Here is a 17871-nt window from a genome sequence, read left to right as displayed (position 1 = left end):
CACGCGTACGGCCTGAGCCGGGCGGAGGCACCGCATGACGAAGCGGGACGGAAAGCCGCGGGCCCGGTGCCTGGTGACCGGGGCCACCGGCTACATCGGCGGCCGGCTGGTGCCGGAACTCCTCGACGCCGGATACCGCGTCCGGTGCCTGGCCCGTTCCCCCGAGAAGCTGCGCGACCACCCCTGGGCCGACCGCGCCGAGGTGGTGCGCGGCGACGTCACCGACGCGGCGTCGGTGCGCCCGGCGATGAGGGGCATCGACGTCGCGTACTACCTGGTGCACGCCCTCGGCACCGGATCCCGCTTCGAGGAGACCGACCGCAGGGCGGCCCGGATCTTCGGCGAGCAGGCCCGCGCGGCGGGCGTGCAGCGCATCGTCTACCTGGGCGGCCTGACCCCGGCCGGCGTACCGGAGCGGGAGCTCTCCCCCCACCTGCGCTCGCGCGCGGAGGTGGGGCGCATCCTGCTCGGCTCCGGGGTGCCGACCACGGTCCTGCGTGCGGCGGTCATCATCGGCTCCGGCTCGGCGTCCTTCGAGATGCTGCGCTATCTCACCGAGCGGCTGCCGGTCATGGTCACCCCGAGCTGGGTGCGGACCAGGACCCAGCCGATCGCCGTCCGTGACGTGCTGCGCTATCTCGTCGGCAGTGCACGGATGCCGGACGAGGTGAACCGCACCTTCGACATCGGCGGCCCCGACGTCGTCACGTATCTGGACATGATGCGGCACTACGCGGCGCTCTCCGGCCTGCCGAAGCGGCTGATCGTGCCGGTGCCGGTGCTCACGCCGCGACTGTCGAGCCTCTGGGTCGGGCTGGTGACACCCGTACCGCGGGCCATCGCCCGGCCGCTGACCGAATCGCTGCGGCACGAGGTCGTCTGCCGGGAACACGACATCGCGACGTACGTCTCCGACCGGCCGGGGCGCCCGATCGCCTTCCCCGCCGCGCTGTCGCTGGCCCTGCAACGCGTGCAGGAGGCCGACGTCACCACCCGCTGGTCCTCCGCGTCCGTGCCGGGCGCGCCGAGCGACCCGCTGCCCACCGACCCCGACTGGGCCGGCGGCAGCCTCTACACCGATCGCCGCGAGGTGGCCGTCGACGCCTCGCCGGACGCGCTGTGGCGGGTCATCGAAGCCATCGGCGGCGACAACGGCTGGTACTCCTTCCCGCTCGCCTGGGCGGTACGCGGTTGGTTCGACCGTCTGGTCGGCGGGGTCGGGCTGCGCCGCGGTCGGCGCGATGCCGACCGGCTGCGGGTGGGCGATTCGCTGGATTTCTGGCGCGTCGAGGAGATCGAACCGGGCCGCCTGCTGCGGCTGCGCGCCGAGATGCGGCTGCCGGGCCTGGCCTGGCTCGAGATGCGGGTGGAGTACGGCGCATCGGGCGGCACCCACTACCGGCAGCGGGCACTGTTCCACCCGCACGGGCTGCTGGGGCACGCGTACTGGTGGAGCGTTTCGCCGTTCCACGCCGTCGTGTTCGGCGGCATGGCCCGCAACATCGCGCGGGCCGCCGGCGCCGCGCGGCCCGGCCGCACGGCGCGGCAGGCGAAGTGATCCGGCCAGGAGTGGCGCACCATGCCCGCCATGGGAGTCTCCGTCGTCCTCTACACCTCCGATCTGCGGCTGCACGACCATCCGCCGCTGAGGGCGGCCCTGGACACCTCCAGGGAGGTCGTGCCGCTGTTCGTACGGGATGCCGCCATCGCCGCCGCCGGCTTCGCCGCGCCCAACCGGGAGGCCTTCCTCGGTGACTGCCTGACCGATCTGGACCACGGGCTGCGGGCGCGCGGCGGCCGTCTGGTGGTGCGGTCCGGGGACGTGGTGGAGCAGGTGTGCAAGGTCGCCGCCGAGGCGGGTGCCGGCACGGTGCATCTGGCGGCCGGTGTCAGCGGCTACGCGCAGCGCAGGGAGGAGCGGCTGCGCGCGGCGCTGGAAGCGGACGGCCGCGCCCTGCTGGTCCATGACGCGGTGATCACCGCCGTCCCGCCGGGCGCCGTGACGCCCGCCGCATCGGATCACTTCGCGGTGTTCACGCCGTACTTCCGCCAGTGGACGCGGCAGCACCGGCGCGCTCCGCGCGGCGCACCGCGCGTCGTACGGGTCCCGGACCGGATCGGATCCGAGGAGGTCCCGTCCGGCACGGGCGTACCGGGAGTCTCACCGGGCCTCGCCGCGGGCGGTGAGAGCGAGGGACGCCGGCGGATCGCGGCCTGGCAGCGCGGCGCACTGGCCGGCTATCAGGACCGCCACGACGACCTCGGGGGCGACGCCACCTCCCGGCTCTCCCCGCATCTGCACTTCGGCACCCTCTCCCCGGTGGAACTCGTCCACCGGGCACGCAAGAGCGGCGGGCCCGGTGCCGATGCCTTCGTACGGCAGCTGTGCTGGCGGGACTTCCATCACCAGGTGCTGGCCGCCCGGCCGGAAGCGGCGGCGGCCGACTACCGCACCCGTCACGACCACTGGCGCGGCCGGCGGTCGGCCGCCGAGGAGATCGAGGCGTGGAAGCGGGGCCGGACCGGCTATCCCGTCATCGATGCCGCCATGCGGCAGCTGGCGTACGAGGGCTGGATGCACAACCGCGGTCGGCTGCTGACCGCGAGCTTCCTGGCCAAGACGCTCTACGTCGACTGGCGGATCGGCGCCCGGCACTTCCTGGAACTGCTGGTGGACGGCGATGTCGCCAACAACCAGCTCAACTGGCAGTGGATGGCCGGGACCGGCACGGACAGCCGGCCCAACCGGGTCCTCAACCCGGTGATCCAGGCCAAGCGGTACGACCCCGACGGCGACTACGTACGCCGCTGGGTGCCGGAGCTGCGTACGCTCGAGGGACCCGCCGTCCACGAACCCTGGAAGCTCCGGGGACCCGACCGTGCACGCCTGGACTACCCCGCACCGCTCGTCGGCCTCTCCGACGGCCTGGCCCGCTTCCGGCGGGCCCGCGGCAAGGGCTGAAAGGCACCCCCGGGCGGACGCCGGGCACCCCGTCATCCCGCCCGGGGCGGCCGCTGGGGCCTTCCCGGGGCGCGGCAGGGCAGGAGCGCATGCACGGTCTTGCCCCGCGGCGTGACGCAGACGGAGGTGGCGACCGCCAGCCGGCGGACCATCGGCCACCCGAAGCCGCCGCTCTCCCCGTCGACGTCGGGGCTGCGTCCCACGGGCGCGGCGGGGCTGGAGTCGGTCACGGACACCACCACGGCATCCCCGCAGATCGCCAGCCGCAGCGCACACGAGGTGCCGCCGGCGTGCCGTACGGAGTTCGTGACGAGTTCGGAGACGACGAGTACCACGGTGTCGGCGGCCTCGTCGCACACCGGTGGCTGCAGATCCGCCAGAAACCTCGTGGCGGCGTCCCGTGCGGTGGCCGCCGCCCGCGGGCAGCTGTCCAGGGTCACCGCGTGGGCCGGCGGCGACGGGTTCGGATGAAGGGCCACGGCGCCGCTCATCAGGTTCGTCGCCCAGATGCTGTTCACGTAGCGTCAATCCCTTCTCGCGATCACTGCCGGGCGGAGTCCGGCCACGGCGTTGACCTGCCGCGCGACGTGCGTCCCGGTCGCAGGCGCCATCTACCCCGGTCACGTTCCGTTATGCGGCGCGGACGGATGAGTCGGGCGGACGGATGATTCGGGCCGGAGTGGGGCACCGGACCGCATTCCCGGACACGGATCTCCCGGACCGGCGACGGTCGCACCGGCGCGGGTGAAAGGATGAGGCCGTGAGGGACCGCGGGCTGCCGGAAGCCGGCGTGGTCGCCGGCGTCCGGCAGCGATGCGCTGCTCCGGCGCCGGGTGCGGGGATCTGTGAGGAGAAGACAAGAGATGCGTCCCGGGGCGGTTACGTGAGAGTCCTGCACACCTCCGACTGGCATCTGGGACGGTCGTTTCACCGCGTGAGCCTGCTCACCGCCCAGCGCGCATTCCTCGATCACCTCGTCGAGACGGTCCAGGACCGCAACGTCGAGGCGGTGCTCGTAGCGGGCGACGTCTACGACCGTGCCGTCCCGCCGCTCGCCGCCGTACAGCTCTTCGACGAGGCCCTGCACCGCCTTGCCGACCTCGGCGTCCCGACCGTGATGATCTCCGGCAACCACGACTCCGCACGGCGGCTCGGCGTCGGATCCGGGCTGATGCGGCAGGCCGGCATCCACCTGCGCACCGACCCCGCCGCATGCGGTACGCCGGTGCTGCTCGAGGACGAGTACGGCCCGGTGGCCCTCTACGGACTGCCGTATCTCGAGCCCGCCATGGTCCGCGACACACTCGGCGCCCGGCGCGCCGATCACGCCGAGGTGCTGGGCGCGGCGATGGACCGGGTACGCGCCGACCTGGCCGCGCGCCCGGCGGGCACCCGCTCCGTGGTGCTCGCACACGCCTTCGTCACCGGGGGCGCGGTGAGCGACAGTGAGCGTGACATCACGGTCGGCGGGGTCGCCTCCGTACCCGCGGCCGTGTTCGACGGCGTCGACTACGCCGCGCTAGGCCATCTGCACGGCTGTCAGAGGCTCACCGAGCGGGTCCGCTACTCCGGCTCGCCGCTCGCCTATTCCTTCTCCGAGGCCGGCCACCGCAAGTCGTCGTGGATCGTCGACCTCGACGCGGCGGGCGCGGTGACCGCCGAGCGGGTGGACTGCCCGGTGCCGCGCCCGCTGGCCCGCATCCGGGGACCGCTGGAGCGGCTGCTCGACGACCCGGCGTTGGCCGGACACGAAGCGGCATGGGTGGAGGCGACGCTCACCGACAGCTTCCGCCCCCACGAGCCGATGGCCCGGCTCGCCGCTCGCTTCCCGCACATCGTCAGCCTCGTCTTCGACCCCGACGAGGGCCCCGCCCGCACGCTCGCCTCCTACGCCCAGCGGCTGCGCGGGCGCAGCGACCAGGAGATCGCCGAGGACTTCGTGGAACATGTGCGGGCCGGACGCGCGGCCGATGCGGACGAGCGGGCCGAACTGCGGTCGGCCATCGATGACGTACGTCTCGACGACACCGTCCACGAGGTGGCGCGATGAGGCTGCACCGGCTGTCCCTCACCGCCTTCGGCCCCTTCGGCCGTACCCAGGTGATCGATTTCGACCGGCTGTCGCGGGACGGTCTCTTCCTGCTGCACGGTCCTACGGGGGCGGGCAAAACCTCCGTCCTGGACGCCGTGTGCTTCGCGCTGTACGGGTCGGTGCCCGGCGCGCGGCAGAGCGGCCAGGCGCTGCGCAGCGATCTGGCGGAGCCGCTGACCCTGACCGAGGTCGTGCTCGAACTGACCGTGGCCGAACGGCGGTTGGAGATCACCCGGCTGCCCGAGCAGCCCCGTCCCAAGAAGCGCGGCAGCGGGACCACCCGGGAGAAGGCGCAGAGCCGGCTGCGGGAGTTGGACGGGGCCGACGGCCAGTGGAAGGCGCTGAGCCGCTCGCATCAGGAGATCGGCGAGGAGATCGGCCGGCTGCTGGGCATGAGCAAGGAGCAGTTCTGCCAGGTGGTGCTGCTGCCGCAGGGCGACTTCGCGCGCTTTCTGCGGGCCGATGCGGAGGCCCGCGCCCGGCTGCTGGGGCGGCTCTTCGACACCCGTAGGTTCGCCGCCCTGGAGGACCAGCTCACCGCGCGCCGCAAGGCCGCCGCCGACCGGGTCGCGGCGGGCGACGACCGGCTGCTGGCGCTGGCCCACCGGATGGCGCAGGCGGCCGGCGCGCATTCCGACCTCGATGAACCGTCAATTCCCTTGCCGGAGGCGGGAGTTCAAGCAGCTCAGGACGGGACGGGGCGCGGGCGCGGCCGGTCGGCGGGGACCGTACCGAAGCAGAGCCGGGGCGCCGAGCGGCCCGCCGCCCCCGGCCCTGGTGAGCCCGGATTCGCCGACGCCGTGCTGGTGCGGGCCGCCGTGGCCCGGGTGAGCGCCCGGGAGCGGCTGGAGATCGCGCAGGCCGCGGTGCGGGCCGCCGAGGCGGCGGAGCGGATCGCCGCCGGGCGGCTGGAGGAGGCGCGGGAGCGGGACCGGCTCCAGCGGCGTTACGAGGATGCCCGGCGGCGGGCCGACCGGCTGGAAGCCCGCGCCGATGAGCGCGACCGCATGCGCGGCAGGCTGGAGCGGGCCCGTGCGGCGGCCGATGTCGCCCCCGCCCTCGCGCTGCGCGACGCCGCCCGGCGCGAGCTGGACGCCGCGCGGAGCGCCGAGCGGCAGACCAGGGCCGCGCTGCCGGCCGGCCTCGCGGAGGCCGCAGGCGACCGGCTCGCCGCGCTGGAAAGGGCGGCGAGGGGCGACCTGGGATCGCTGGCGGTCGCCCGACGGGCCGAGCGGCGGGCCGCCGACATCGGTCTGGAGCGCGCCGCACTCGACCGTGAGGCACGCGCCGACGACCAGACGCTGCTGGACGCCGCGGAATGGCTGGCGGGCTGGGACACCGCCCGCGAGAGTCATCAGCGGCGCATCGAGACGGCCCAGGAGGCCGCCGCCCGCGCCGAACAGCTCGCCACGCAGCTCCAGTCGGCCGCCGACCGCCTGGCGGCGGCTCGTCGGCGCGACCGTCTGGACGGCGAAGTGCACTCCGCCGAAAGGGAGTTGCTGCACGCCAGGGAGCGCGCCGCGACGGCCCAGGAGAACTGGCTCGACCTCAAGGACCGGCGGCTGCGCGGTATCGCCGCCGAACTCGCCGACGGGCTGCGGGACGGCGAGGCGTGCGCGGTGTGCGGCGCGACCGACCACCCCGACCCGGCCCGTGCGGGCGCCGGACATGTCGACCGGGCGGCCGAGGAGGCCGCGCTCGCCGCGTACCGCCGCGCCGAGGACGCCCGGCAAGCGGCGGAGACCGGCCGCCAGTCGGCCAGGGAAGCGCTGGCCGGTGCCGCCGCCACGGCCGGTGACGCCCCGACCGCCGAACTGGCCGACCGGGCCGAGACGTTGCGCAGGGACCACGCGCGCGACCATGCGGCCGGTGCCGACCTGCACGCCGCGCGCGAGGCGTCCGGGCGCGCCGAGCGGGAATACGAGCGGCGCCGCGCCGAGCAGCAGCAGGCCGAGCGCCGGACCGCCGCCCGCACCTCACACCGTGAGGCGCTCGATCGTGAACGGGCGGCGCTGGAAGAGGAGTTGACCCGGGCGCGGGGCGACTGCGCCAGCGTGGCCGAGCGCGCCGGCCGACTGGAGCGGCAGGTGACGCTGCTCGCCGCCGCGGCGGAGGCGTCCCGTACGGCAGGCGCCTGTGCCGAGCGCCTCGAGGATGCCGACGCCGGGCTGTCCGACGCCGCCTGCCGCGCCGGATTCGACGGCCCGCAGTCCGCCGCCGAGGCGCTGCTGCGCGACGGCGAGTGGCGAGCGCTGCAGCAGCGGCTGGACGAGTGGCAGGCCGAAGCGGCCACGGTGGAAGCGGAGTTGGCGTACCCCGAGGGGATCGCCGCGGCGGCCCTGCCGCCCGCGGACCCGGACGCCGCGCGCAGCGCGCACGAGGCCGCCGGACAACGGCTGCGCACCGCCGCCGCGACCCAGGCGGCGGCCCGCGACCGCTGCGGCGAACTCGACCGGCTCTCCGCCCGCGCCGACACCGACGCCCGCGAACTGGCCCCGCTGCGCGCCGACTACGACCGCATCGCCCGGCTCTCCGGGCTCGCCTCGGGCACCTCCAGCGAGAACGAACGGCGGATGCGCCTGGAGTCGTACGTCCTCGCCGCCCGGCTCGAGCAGGTCGCGGCCGCGGCCAGCGCCCGGCTGCACCGGATGTCGTCCGGCCGCTACACCCTCGTCCACTCCGACGAACGGGCCGGCGGCGCCCGGCGCTCCGGGCTCGGCCTGCACGTCATCGACGCCTGGACCGGTCACGAGCGGGACACCTCCAGCCTTTCCGGAGGCGAGACCTTCTTCGCCTCGCTCGCCCTCGCCCTCGGCCTCGCCGATGTCGTCACCGACGAGGCCGGCGGCACCCGCCTGGACACCCTCTTCATCGACGAGGGCTTCGGCAGCCTGGACGAGCAGACCCTGGACGAGGTCCTGGACGTCCTGGACGGGCTGCGCGAACGCGACCGCAGCGTCGGCATCGTCAGCCATGTCGCCGACCTGCGCACCCGCATCCCGGCCCAGCTGGAGGTCGTCAAGGACCGGGCGGGCTCGACGGTGCGGCACCGGGTGCCGGGCTGAGCCGTACGGGCCCGGTGGCCGGCCGGTGGCCGACGGGCCTCGGTGGCCGATGGCGGTCAGTGGCCTGCGACGCTCAGTGGCCGACGGGGCGGCGGGGGAGCGGCGAGGAGTAGACGACGCTGGTCGTCACCGCGCCCAGCGCCCCGATCCGGCCCGAGACCTCCTCCAGATGTTTCATCGTCCGGGCGGCGACCTTGATGACAAAGCAGTCGTCGCCCGTGACGTGATGCGCCTCCAGGATCTCCGGCGTGGTCTCCAGCAGGTCGTGGAAGGGCTTGTAGTTGCCGTTCGGATAGCGCAGCCGCACAAAGGCGAGGACCGACAGGCCGATCCGCTCCGGGTCGACCACCGCCGCATAGCCCGAGATCACCCCGGCCTCCTCCAGGCGGCGCACCCGTTCGGTGACGGCGCTCGCGGACATGTTCACGGCGCGCGCCAGCTCGGCGTAGCCCGCGCGGCCGTTGTGCTGCAGGACGTCGAGGATGCGCCAGTCGGTGGCGTCGGGGGAATAGCCGGTCATGCCCGCTGTCTAGCAGTGAAATCCCCGGCAGATCAAGAGTTTTGCCGGTGATCATCACTTCTGGGCCCGCCCGGCGAACCGTAAATTGTCAGCCATGATCACACAGCCCACACAGCCCACACAGCCCACACAGCCCACACAGCCCGCACAGCCCGCACAGCCCGCACAGCCCGGCCCCAGCCTCGTCCTTGCCGTGCCCCCGGCCTCGCCCGCCGACGCCGCCGCTTACTTCGCCGCGCGCCTCGCCTTCCACGCCGACGTCGCCGATGTGCACGGCGCGCTCGCGGCCGGCGCCACCGACTTCGTCGTCGTCGACTCCCGCAGCACCGCGGCCTGGGACCAGGGCCGTGTCCCCGGCGCCGTCCACCTGCCCACCGCCCGTATCCCCCAGGACGCGGGCGGGCTGCTGGACCCCGCGGTCCCGGTCGTCGTCTACTGCTGGGGCCCCGGCTGCGACGGTGCCACCCGCGCCGCCCTTGCGCTGTCCCGCCTGGGCTACCAGGTCAAGGAGATGCTCGGCGGCATCGAGTACTGGATCCGCGAGGGGTACGAGGTGGCCACCTGGGAGGGCACGCAGCAGCGCCCGGCCGACCCGCTGACCGCGCCCATCGGGGCCGATGACTGCGGCTGCTGACGTCCCTACCGGGCGCGGGGGACCGGGGCCCCGGCCAGCGCCTCGAACAGCCGCGCGTGGTCCGCGCCGTCCGGCAGGCCGCTGACCTGGCCGTCGCCGACCTCCACCACCCGCCAGACGCCGTCCGTGCGCAGCGCCAGATCCGTGGTGACGAAGGGCAGCCCCAACTCCCGTACGACAGGCGCTACATGGGACGGATCGGGGAGCGGCCGCAGCGCCGGTGTGTCGGGGTGCGCGGTGGTCAGCGCCGGCTCGCCGTCGATCCACCACACGCGTGCCTCGCCCGCCGCTCGCTCGAAGTCCTCGAAGGCGCGCAGCACCACGCCGCCGGTCAGGAACTCCTCCTGGAGGGCCACCATGCGGCCGACGACCGAGGCCAGCCGTTCGGTGTCGGCCGCGTCCGGGACGTAGGCCGCCTCCTCCCATTCGTTCTTACGGGACTTGACCCAGTCCTTGACGACGAGCGGGCGGCCCGCGAAGGGCTCGGCGAGCCGGGCCAGCGCGGAGGGGGACGGCGGCCGGCCGGGTGCGCAGGGAAGCCAGGCGCTGCGCGGGGTGAGGGCGCGGAACGTGCCGTACCAGCCGGGGAGTTCATGGGCGGTGCGGTAGGCGGCGGGGGAGGTGAGCAGACGGCAGCCGCGGGCGGCGAGGGCCGCGGCCAGCTCGGTGTAGCGGTCGGCGGGCAGCATCCAGCCGCGGTACCGGACCGGTCCGGCCGCACGCGGCACCCGGGACACCGCCGCTTCGGCGTCCCCGGCCAGCAGCGCCTCGTGGTCGAGCACCGCGGTCGCCGCGCCCGCCGACCGCACCGCGGCGGCCTCGGCCGCGAAGTGCGGGTCGGTGCGCCTCGGGTGCAGAGGGTCGCCGGAGAGGAGGAAGAGCGGCGGGGCCGACAGGCGATCGGTGGTCATGCCGGCGGACACTACGGGCGGCGGTGTCCGGTCACAACGGGATATCGGGATATCGGGATATGTGTGGCCGGACACCGCGCGGTCGTCAGAGCGCCGACAGCTCGCTCAGCAGATCATCCAGCCCCAGCGAGCCCTGCGAGAGCGCCGCCATGTGCCAGGCCTTGAGGTCGAAGTCCGCGCCGTGCCGGGCGCGCGCCGCCTCCCGGCCCTGGAGCCAGACCCGCTCACCGAGCTTGTAGCCGATCGCCTGGCCGGCCATGCCCTGGTAGCGGATGATCTCGCTCTCGACGAAGTCGGCGGGGCGGCTGCAGTGGCTCGCCAGGAACTCGTGTGCCAGCTGCGGCGTCCAGCGCTCACCCGGGTGGAAGGGGGAGCCCGCCGGGATCTCCAGCTCCAGATGCATCCCGATGTCGATGATGACGCGGACCGCGCGCATCATCTGGGCGTCGAGGTAGCCCAGGCGCCGTTCGGCGTTGGTCAGGAAGCCCAGTTCGTCCATGAGGCGCTCGGCGTACAGCGCCCAGCCCTCGGCGTTGGCGCTGACGATGCCCACCGTCGTCTGGTACCGGGAGAGCTGGTCGGCGACATGCGCCCACTGCGCCAGCTGGAGGTGATGTCCGGGTACGCCCTCGTGGTACCAGGTGGAGACCAGGTCGTACGCCGGGAAGCGGGTCTCGCCCATCGTCGGCAGCCAGGTACGGCCGGGACGGGAGAAGTCCAGCGACGGCTGGGTGTAGTAGGGGGCCGCGGCGCTGCCGGGCGGCGCGATCCGGGACTCCACCTTCCGTACCCGCTCGGCGAGTTCGAAGTGGGTGCCGTCGAGCGAGTCGATGGCCTCGTCCATCAGGGACTGGAGCCACTGGCGGGTCTCCTCGACGCCCTCGACCGCCTCGCCGTGCTCATCGAGCCAGGCCAGCGCCTCCCAGGGGGTCTTCGCGCCGGGCAGGATCTTCTCGGCCTCGGTCTCCATCTCGGCCAGCAGCCGGTGGAACTCGGACCAGCCGTACGCATACGCCTCGTCCGCGTCGAGGTCGGCGCCGTTGTAGTAACGGGCCAGCCGGGTGTAGCGCTCCCGGCCCACCACGTCCGGTGCGCCCGCGATGGCCGGGGCGTAGCTGTCCCGGAACCAGTCGCGCAGCTCCACCAGGGCGCCGGTGGCGACCCCGGCGGCCTCGGTCAGCTCGGCGCGCAGCGCGTCCGGGCCCGGGTCGGTGAATTCGGCGAACCAGCTGCGGTCCGTGCCGATCCACTCGTCCAACTGGCCGATGACGGTGGTGACCTGGAGCGGGCCCGCGGGCAGATCCCGCTTGAGGCCGGCGTCGAGGGAGGCGCGGTAGCCCTCCAGCGCGGCCGGTACGGCCCGCAGCCGCTGGGCGATCGCCGCCCAGTTCTCGTCCGTCTCGGTGGGGGTGATCGTGAGCACCTCGCGGACGTGGTGCAGCGGCGAGCTGAGGTTGCTGACCGTGCGCAGGCCCTCGCCCGCCTCGTGCACCGCAAGCTCCGCGGTCAGCCGCTCGCGCAGCAGCCGCGCGCAGACCTGCTCGGCGGGGCTGTCGGCGCCCGGCCGGGCCTCGGCCTCGGTGAGCTTCTCCAGCGTCGTACGGGCCAGTTGGGCGAGCGCCTCCTGACCCGTGGGCGAGAAGTCGGGGAGCTTGCCGGAGCTCTCGGGGATGCCGAGGAAGGTGCCGGTGATCGGGTCCAGGTCGACAAGAGCGTCGACATAGGTATCGGCGATCTGGCGGGGCAGCGGGCCGCCGTCGGAAGAAGTGGTGTGGGGCATGCGGGCCATCTTCGTACGGATCACCCCGTCGCGTCACCATCAATAAGCAGAACGTGCCTGTCGCTTTGCGGGGCTGTTGCCCGGCGGGGTGGTCCGGCCGTCCGTGCGCCGCCCTGGTTCGTCTCCGTCCGGCTCCGTTCCCCTCGGTCATAGTCGCGTTTGACTATGAACTCATAGTCGCGTTTGAATATGGTCGTGAACAGCACACGCCTCTTCGCGCTGAGCGCGCTGGCCCGCCGGGGCCCGATGCACGGGTACCAGATCCGGCGGAGCGCGCAGCTCGACCGCACCGAACTGTGGACCGACGTCAAACCCGGATCGCTGTACAACGCGCTGCGCCGAATGGCCGATGAAGGGCTGGTGGCGGTGGCGCGCACCGAGAAGGTGGGCAATCCGCCGGAACGGACCGTCTACGAGATCACCGCGGACGGCCGCCGGGAGCTGGCGGCCCAGCGCGACGCCGCACTGCGCACCGCGCACCTGCGAGCGGATCCGGTCGATCTCGCGCTGCAGTACACCTCGGACCTCGACGAGGAACAGCTCGCCGCGGCATTCGAGACGCGACGCCGGTCGGTGGCCGACCGGTTGGCGATGTTCGAAGAAGAGTTCCGCGTCGCCCTTCCGGATCTGGTCGGGCTCGAACCGATGATCTTCGAGCACTGCCTGGCGCGCCTGCGCGCCGAGTTGGCGTGGCACGACACCGTGCTGGCGCGGCTGCGCCCACGGTCAGCGGACGAAGGAGACGAACCGTCGTGATACTTGTGACGGGTGCCACCGGCACCGTCGGCAGCGCCCTGCTCGACCGGCTCCGCGGCGCCGGCGCACCGTTACGGGCGCTGACCCGCAGGCCCGGTATCGCCGGCCTGCCCGACGGCGTCGACGTGGTGCGCGCGGACCTCAATGACCCCGACAGCCTGCCCGCCGCCCTGGACGGGGTGAGCCAGGTCTTCCTGCTCTCCGGCGGCCCCGAGATCCCCGCCCACGACGGCCACCTCGCCCGCGCCGCCGCCCGCGCGGGGGTCCAGCGCATCGTCAAGCTCTCGGTCGCCCGCGCCGGCGACGAAACGGCGACCGATCCTCTGGCCACCTGGCATCGTGCCGGTGAACAGGCCGTGCGCGACAGCGGGTTGGCCTGGACGTTCCTGCGTTCCGTCGGCTTCATGTCCAACGCCCTGCACTGGGCGGACACCATCCGCGCCGAAAACGCCGTCCACGCCCCTTACGGCGACGGCCGCAACGCCGTCATCGACCCGGACGACATCGCCGCCGTCGCCGCGATGGTGCTCACCACCTCCGGGCACGACGGGCGGGCCTACCGGCTCACCGGTCCCCAGGCGCTGTCGCCGGCCGAGCAGGTCGGCATCCTCGCCGACGTCCTGGAGCGGCCGCTGCGCTTTGTGGAGGTGGCGCCGGACGCCGCCCGGCGGGAGCTGATCGGCCGTGGCGTGCCCGCCGAGGTCGCCGACGGCATCATGGCGGTGCGTGCCGCCGGGCTCGACGCGTCCCTGTCGGCCGTCCACGCCACCGTCGAGCGGATCACCGGAGCGCCCGCCCGCACCTTCCACGACTGGGCGCGGCGGCACCGGGAGCGGTTCTGACACGTCGCAGCACAACACGGCCGGCCGCCGGGGAGTGAGTGCACCTCACCCCGGCGGCCGGCCCCGGCTCAGCGGCGGACGGAGCCCTGCTGGGGCCGTACCGTCTCGAGGGCGGCCGCCCGGTCGGGCACCCCGGCCGGGCGCGCGGTGATCACCAGAGTGCCTTCCTCTATCTGGTAGTCCAGCGGCAGCCCCAGGCCGCGCATCGCCGCCACCATCCCGGTGTTGGAGGCCTGGGTGATGGCGTACACGCTCTCGCAGCCCGCCTCGGCCGCCATCGCCACCAGCCGGCGCAGCAGCTCCGCGCCGATCCCGCGCTGCTGCCAGGCGTCCTCGACCAGCAGCGCGACCTCGGTCTCGTCGCCGTCCCACAGCAGATGGCCGAGCGCCACCAGCCGGCCGGATGCGGTCTCCACCGCTAGCGTGCGGCCGAACCGCGGGCTCAGCAGATGCCCCAGGTAACGGTCCGCGTCGGAGACCGGGCCGTGGTACCGCAGCGCGAGCGTGGCCGCGGAGCAGCGGTCGTGCATCTCGCGGGCGGCGGCCTGGTCGGTGGTGGCGGCGCGGCGGATGGTGATTTCGTTGCCCTCGGGCAGCGTCAGGACATCACGCCGCGGCGGCACCCGCTGCCCGAGGCGGGTGTCCAGGTCGACCAGGGCGCGCACACGGGCGAACTCGGTGGGCGTGAACGGCAACTGCGGCCTTTCGATGGTGAGCGAACCCCCGGAGGGATCGCGGAACTTCATGGTGTGCTCGGCCAGCACGCCCTCGGCGGGCACCTGCTCGGCGAGCGGCTGCCCGCGCAGCGAGCGCGCGGGTACCGAATGGATCGTGCAGCGCCCCAGCAACTGCCGTAGCGCCAGCGGGAGTTCGGCGGAATCGAGGGCCGTGCGGGTCGCCAGGCTCAGCATCCGGGTCGGGGCGTCCACGAGATCGTGGGCGTCTGCACGCTCCAGCCAGGTGTGCAGGCCGCCCGCACCGGCCACCGTACGGGTGAGCTCCGCGGGGGCGAGCGTGGCCGGAGCGCGCAGCAGGAATTCATCGACCGTGCCATGGGACAGCGGGTGGGCCTGCAGGCTGAGTATGTCCACCTGCCGGGCGGCCAGCGCCGTGCACAGGGCGGCCAGGCTGCCCGGCAGGTCCCGGACCGTGGTCCGCATCCGCCACAGCGTGGCCTCCGGCCTGCCGGCCTCGGAAGACCGGCCGGCGGGGGAGGCCGGCGCCGTGGCGCCGGTATCGGTCGGCGGCGGGGCGTGATCGTGGCGGCGTGACCACCAGACGTGGAAGCCGGCCGTGGCCACCAGCGCCACCGCGGCGGCGCACAGCAGCACCGGGCCCGAGGGGCCGTGGGCGACCGTATTGGCTACGGCATCCGCCACGGCCACGGCCGTGAACAGGGCGGCGAGCTCGACGATCTCCCGGCGCCAGTGATGGCGGCGGGCGGACTTGGCAGAGGTTGCATCAGTCATGCAGACAGCCTTGCCGACCGGTGTTGCCTGATCGCCAACACTTTGTGTCCGACGGGTAAAAGACGCAATCGGCCCATTGGTCCCTACTGCCCTACCCGTCCTGGTTGCAGCACCTTACTGAACAACACCTCTCCGCCCTCCTGACGCAGCCGCACCGTCAGCTCCCCGCTTCCCCCGTCGATATCGATCTCGCCGAAGTTCTGCGGACTCTCCGCAGGGGAGGTGTTCGCACGGTCCGGCGCTTTGATGAACGGCTGCTCGGGCCCGAACGTTCCATCCAGTTTCAGCGCCTGGAACCCGCCCGCGCTCAGCGGCCCGGACACGAACTCCCAGAACGGCTCGAAGTCCTTGAACGCGGCCCGCTCCGGTGCGTAATGCTGCGCCGACGTGTAGTGGACGTCCGTCGTCAGCCATACGGTGCCGGTCACCCGGTCGTGTTTGATGTGCCGCAGCAGCTCGGCCAGCTGCAGTTCGCGCCCCAGCGGAGCGCCCGGATCGCCCTGCGCCACCGCCTCGAAGTCGGTCTTGCCGTCCGGCACGACCAGCCCCAGCGGCATGTCGGAGGCGATCACCTTCCACACCGCACGTGAGCGCGACAGCTCTCGCTTGAGCCAGCGCAGCTGCTCGGCCCCGAGGATGCCCTGCGGGTCATCGGTCTGCCGCCCCGGCGAGTTGGCGTTGCGGTAGCGGCGCATGTCCAGGACGAACACATCCAGCAGCGGGCCGTGACGCACCACCCGGTAGACCCGGCCTCCCTGGTCGGCCCGCAGCGTACGGATCGGGAAGTACTCGCTGAATGCGCGCAGCGACCGCGCCGACAGCACATCCGCATCCTTGACGGTGTACCGGTCGTCGTCGAGCAGCTGCCCCGGATACCAGTTGTTGTGCACCTCGTGGTCGTCCCACTGGGTGATCGTGGGCACCTGGGCATTGAACCGGCGCAGATTGTCGTCCAGCAGGTTGTAGCGGAACGCGCCCCGGAACTCCGTGAGCGTCTCGGCGACCTTCGACTTCTCCTCGGTCGTCACATTCCGCCAGATCCGCCCGTCCGGCAGCGTCACCCGCTCCGTGATCGGGTTGTCGGCGTAGATGTTGTCGCCGCTGCACAGAAAGAAATCCGGGTTCCGGCGCCGCATGTCCTCGTAGATGCGATAGCCGCCACGGTCGGGATTGATGCCCCAGCCCTGCCCGGCCAGATCCCCCGACCAGCAAAAGCGCAGATTCTGGCTACGGTGCTCGGGCGCCGTACGAAACGTCCCGGTGACCGGCTCACCGGAGCGCCGGGGGTCGTCAGGGTCGGCGAGCAGCACCCGGTAGTGGATCTGCTCACCGGACGGCAGCCCGTGCAGCGAGGTGACCCCGGTGAAGTCCGTACCGGACCCGAGAACCGGGCCGTGCCAGGTCCTGGCGCCGCGGAACGACTCCGTCGCGGCGGTCTGCACCATCATCCGGGCCCGCCGGTTCGACCGGACCCACACCAGCCCCGAGGACGTCGTCACATCCCCGACCTGCACACCCCACTCGGCGCTCGGCCGCCCGCTCCGGGCCTGCGCGGGCGCGGCACAGGCGAGCGCGGGCAGCGCCAGCACTCCGGAACCGGCCGCCGCACCCCGCAACAACGACCGCCTGCCGAAGCCGCCGCCGAATCCCTGCGCCATCTCAAACCTCCATCGTCGGACCGACCTTGGGTGCTGTGCTGTTCGTACCGGGGGCCGATGCCGGGCACCCGAACGCGAGGTGTCGGGGGCCCGAACGCCGGGTGCGCCGCGCGGGAGCCGGTGCCGGCGTCAGCCCACCGTGTCGAGGATGACACGGGCCACCAGCGCCGGATCGTCATTCATCGGGACATGGCCGCAGCCGGGCAGCCGCACCAGGCGGGCGCCCGGGATCGTGTGCTTGGCGCGTACGCCCTGACGGCGCAGCAGCAGCCGGTCCCGGCTGCCCCAGCCGATGGTCACCGGGACGTCGGGCACATCGGTGGTGAACCGGACCTCGCGCCCGGCCGCCAGCGTCGGCGCGAACCCGGGCGCCTCGCGCAGCGCCCGGGTCTCCGCCACCACCGCCGCGGCCGAACGGCGGCCGGGATGGGCGTAGATGGTCCCGGTCAGCGAGGCCCGGCCGATGACGGACCGGGCCAGCGACTCCACCACCGGATCCGGCAGCACCTGCGCGCCCGCGTACATGCCGCGCAGCACCCCGAAGGCGTACCGCCGCTCGGCCGGAGTCCAAAAGCCCGCGGGCGACAGTGCGGTGACCGACCGTACGGCCCGAGCGCGGCCCAGCTCCAGGGCCAGCAGCCCGCCGAGCGAGTTGCCCACCGCGTGCGGGCGGTCCAGGCCCAGCTCCGTGAACGCCGCGGCGAGCAGCGGGACCACCGTCGACAGGTCGTAGGAGGTTCCGCCGGGCAGCGCGGGTGAGGCACCGAAGCCGGGCAGGTCCAGGGCGATCACCTCGTGGGAGGCGGCGAGGATGTCGCAGACCGGCCGCCAGGCCTGCAGATGGTGGCCGATGCCGTGCAGCAGGACGATGGGATCGCCCGCCCCCTTGCGCTCGTAGGCGACCGTGAACGGCGGCCGGCCGGCGGGGCGGACACGGGCGAAGGAGACCGAGGCGGTCATGAGGGGGGCTCCTTTGGAGACGGCATGGGGGTGACGCGGGCTGTCGGCGGGCGGGCGGATCCGGTCGCCGGGCGGCTCGCGGACCGGGTCGCAGACACGATGCCAGCAATAGCTACTGAGGGGTATGGGGCGGCTGGGACGAGCCCGCTTCCTGCCCCGGTACCGCCCGGGACCGCGCCGCACTGTGCCGTACGCCACGCTCCCGTACCGCCGTTCCGTGCC

14 protein-coding genes are annotated in these 17871 nt (G+C 73.5%); 7 read left to right on the top strand and 7 right to left on the bottom strand.

What is annotated here, in order from left to right; all coding sequences use genetic code 11:
* Positions 1–34 precede the first annotated feature (34 nt).
* Positions 35–1558, top strand: coding sequence for an SDR family oxidoreductase (locus ACZ4S3_RS00500; RefSeq protein ID WP_467924053.1), 1524 nt, complete (start codon positions 35–37; stop codon positions 1556–1558).
* Positions 1559–1588: 30 nt separating this feature from the next.
* Complete coding sequence (locus tag ACZ4S3_RS00495; RefSeq protein ID WP_467925169.1) at positions 1589–2962, top strand: cryptochrome/photolyase family protein; 1374 nt, start codon at positions 1589–1591, stop codon at positions 2960–2962.
* Between the two features lie 32 nt (positions 2963–2994).
* Here the strand turns inward: ACZ4S3_RS00495 and ACZ4S3_RS00490 are convergent, their stop codons facing one another.
* A complete protein-coding gene (locus ACZ4S3_RS00490) occupies positions 2995–3480 on the bottom strand; it encodes an ATP-binding protein (protein WP_467924051.1) in 486 nt (161 codons plus the stop codon).
* 365 nt (positions 3481–3845) lie between these two features.
* On the opposite strand from ACZ4S3_RS00490, the gene ACZ4S3_RS00485 reads away from it, so the two are divergent.
* Both ACZ4S3_RS00485 and ACZ4S3_RS00480 read left to right on the top strand, forming a co-directional pair.
* Positions 3846–5012, top strand: coding sequence for an exonuclease SbcCD subunit D (locus tag ACZ4S3_RS00485; protein ID WP_467924049.1), 1167 nt, complete (start codon positions 3846–3848; stop codon positions 5010–5012).
* On the top strand, positions 5009–8119 hold the full coding sequence (locus tag ACZ4S3_RS00480) for an AAA family ATPase (RefSeq protein WP_467924047.1): 3111 nt from the start codon (positions 5009–5011) through the stop codon (positions 8117–8119). Before ACZ4S3_RS00485 ends, ACZ4S3_RS00480 begins: the two co-directional genes overlap by 4 nt.
* A 73-nt stretch (positions 8120–8192) precedes the next feature.
* On the opposite strand, the gene ACZ4S3_RS00475 is transcribed toward ACZ4S3_RS00480, so the two are convergent.
* A complete protein-coding gene (locus tag ACZ4S3_RS00475) occupies positions 8193–8639 on the bottom strand; it encodes an Lrp/AsnC family transcriptional regulator (protein ID WP_467924045.1) in 447 nt (148 codons plus the stop codon).
* Positions 8640–8733: 94 nt separating this feature from the next.
* Here ACZ4S3_RS00475 and ACZ4S3_RS00470 point away from each other — a divergent pair, with 94 nt between their 5' ends.
* Positions 8734–9273 (top strand): rhodanese-like domain-containing protein, encoded by a 540-nt coding sequence (locus ACZ4S3_RS00470; protein ID WP_467924043.1) that lies wholly within the window; start codon positions 8734–8736, stop codon positions 9271–9273.
* Between the two features lie 5 nt (positions 9274–9278).
* On the opposite strand, the gene ACZ4S3_RS00465 is transcribed toward ACZ4S3_RS00470, so the two are convergent.
* Together ACZ4S3_RS00465 and ACZ4S3_RS00460 are read right to left on the bottom strand one after the other, a co-directional pair.
* Entirely contained in the window at positions 9279–10184 is a 906-nt protein-coding gene (locus tag ACZ4S3_RS00465) for an ATP-grasp domain-containing protein (RefSeq protein WP_467924041.1), read from the bottom strand.
* An 85-nt stretch (positions 10185–10269) separates the two neighbouring features.
* The gene (locus tag ACZ4S3_RS00460) at positions 10270–11964 is read right to left on the bottom strand and encodes a DUF885 domain-containing protein (RefSeq protein WP_467924039.1); all 1695 of its coding nucleotides are present in this window, start codon (positions 11962–11964) and stop codon (positions 10270–10272) included.
* Between the two features lie 195 nt (positions 11965–12159).
* Here ACZ4S3_RS00460 and ACZ4S3_RS00455 point away from each other — a divergent pair, with 195 nt between their 5' ends.
* Together ACZ4S3_RS00455 and ACZ4S3_RS00450 are read left to right on the top strand one after the other, a co-directional pair.
* A complete protein-coding gene (locus ACZ4S3_RS00455) occupies positions 12160–12720 on the top strand; it encodes a PadR family transcriptional regulator (RefSeq protein ID WP_467924037.1) in 561 nt (186 codons plus the stop codon).
* Entirely contained in the window at positions 12717–13562 is an 846-nt protein-coding gene (locus ACZ4S3_RS00450; RefSeq protein WP_467924035.1) for an SDR family oxidoreductase, read from the top strand. The genes ACZ4S3_RS00455 and ACZ4S3_RS00450 overlap by 4 nt, the downstream gene beginning before the upstream one ends.
* 68 nt (positions 13563–13630) lie before the next feature.
* On the opposite strand, the gene ACZ4S3_RS00445 is transcribed toward ACZ4S3_RS00450, so the two are convergent.
* The 3 genes from ACZ4S3_RS00445 to ACZ4S3_RS00435 form a co-directional block, all read right to left on the bottom strand.
* Positions 13631–15031 (bottom strand): GNAT family N-acetyltransferase, encoded by a 1401-nt coding sequence (locus ACZ4S3_RS00445; RefSeq protein ID WP_467924033.1) that lies wholly within the window; start codon positions 15029–15031, stop codon positions 13631–13633.
* Between the two features lie 83 nt (positions 15032–15114).
* Positions 15115–16689 carry an alkaline phosphatase D family protein gene (locus ACZ4S3_RS00440; protein ID WP_467924031.1) on the bottom strand — a complete coding sequence of 525 codons (1575 nt, stop codon included), beginning with the start codon at positions 16687–16689 and terminating at the stop codon, positions 15115–15117.
* 129 nt (positions 16690–16818) lie between these two features.
* Complete coding sequence (locus ACZ4S3_RS00435; protein WP_467924029.1) at positions 16819–17649, bottom strand: alpha/beta fold hydrolase; 831 nt, start codon at positions 17647–17649, stop codon at positions 16819–16821.
* Positions 17650–17871 lie beyond the last annotated feature (222 nt).

Source organism: Streptomyces sp. NPDC028368, from assembly GCF_055565615.1.
The sequence above is the reverse complement of the archived record's forward strand: the minus strand, read 5'-3'. Positions and strand labels throughout refer to the sequence as shown.

Excerpts from the sequence above, each read along its gene's own strand:
- ACZ4S3_RS00500 (WP_467924053.1), top strand. The coding sequence starts at position 35 with ATGACGAAGCGGGACGGAAAGCCGCGGGCCCGGTGCCTGGTGACCGGG.
- ACZ4S3_RS00495 (WP_467925169.1), top strand. The coding sequence starts at position 1,589 with ATGGGAGTCTCCGTCGTCCTCTACACCTCCGATCTGCGGCTGCACGAC.
- ACZ4S3_RS00480 (WP_467924047.1), top strand. The coding sequence starts at position 5,009 with ATGAGGCTGCACCGGCTGTCCCTCACCGCCTTCGGCCCCTTCGGCCGT.
- ACZ4S3_RS00475 (WP_467924045.1), bottom strand. The coding sequence starts at position 8,639 with ATGACCGGCTATTCCCCCGACGCCACCGACTGGCGCATCCTCGACGTC.
- ACZ4S3_RS00470 (WP_467924043.1), top strand. The coding sequence starts at position 8,734 with ATGATCACACAGCCCACACAGCCCACACAGCCCACACAGCCCACACAG.
- ACZ4S3_RS00465 (WP_467924041.1), bottom strand. The coding sequence starts at position 10,184 with ATGACCACCGATCGCCTGTCGGCCCCGCCGCTCTTCCTCCTCTCCGGC.
- ACZ4S3_RS00460 (WP_467924039.1), bottom strand. The coding sequence starts at position 11,964 with ATGCCCCACACCACTTCTTCCGACGGCGGCCCGCTGCCCCGCCAGATC.
- ACZ4S3_RS00445 (WP_467924033.1), bottom strand. The coding sequence starts at position 15,031 with ATGACTGATGCAACCTCTGCCAAGTCCGCCCGCCGCCATCACTGGCGC.
- ACZ4S3_RS00440 (WP_467924031.1), bottom strand. The coding sequence starts at position 16,689 with ATGGCGCAGGGATTCGGCGGCGGCTTCGGCAGGCGGTCGTTGTTGCGG.
- ACZ4S3_RS00435 (WP_467924029.1), bottom strand. The coding sequence starts at position 17,649 with ATGACCGCCTCGGTCTCCTTCGCCCGTGTCCGCCCCGCCGGCCGGCCG.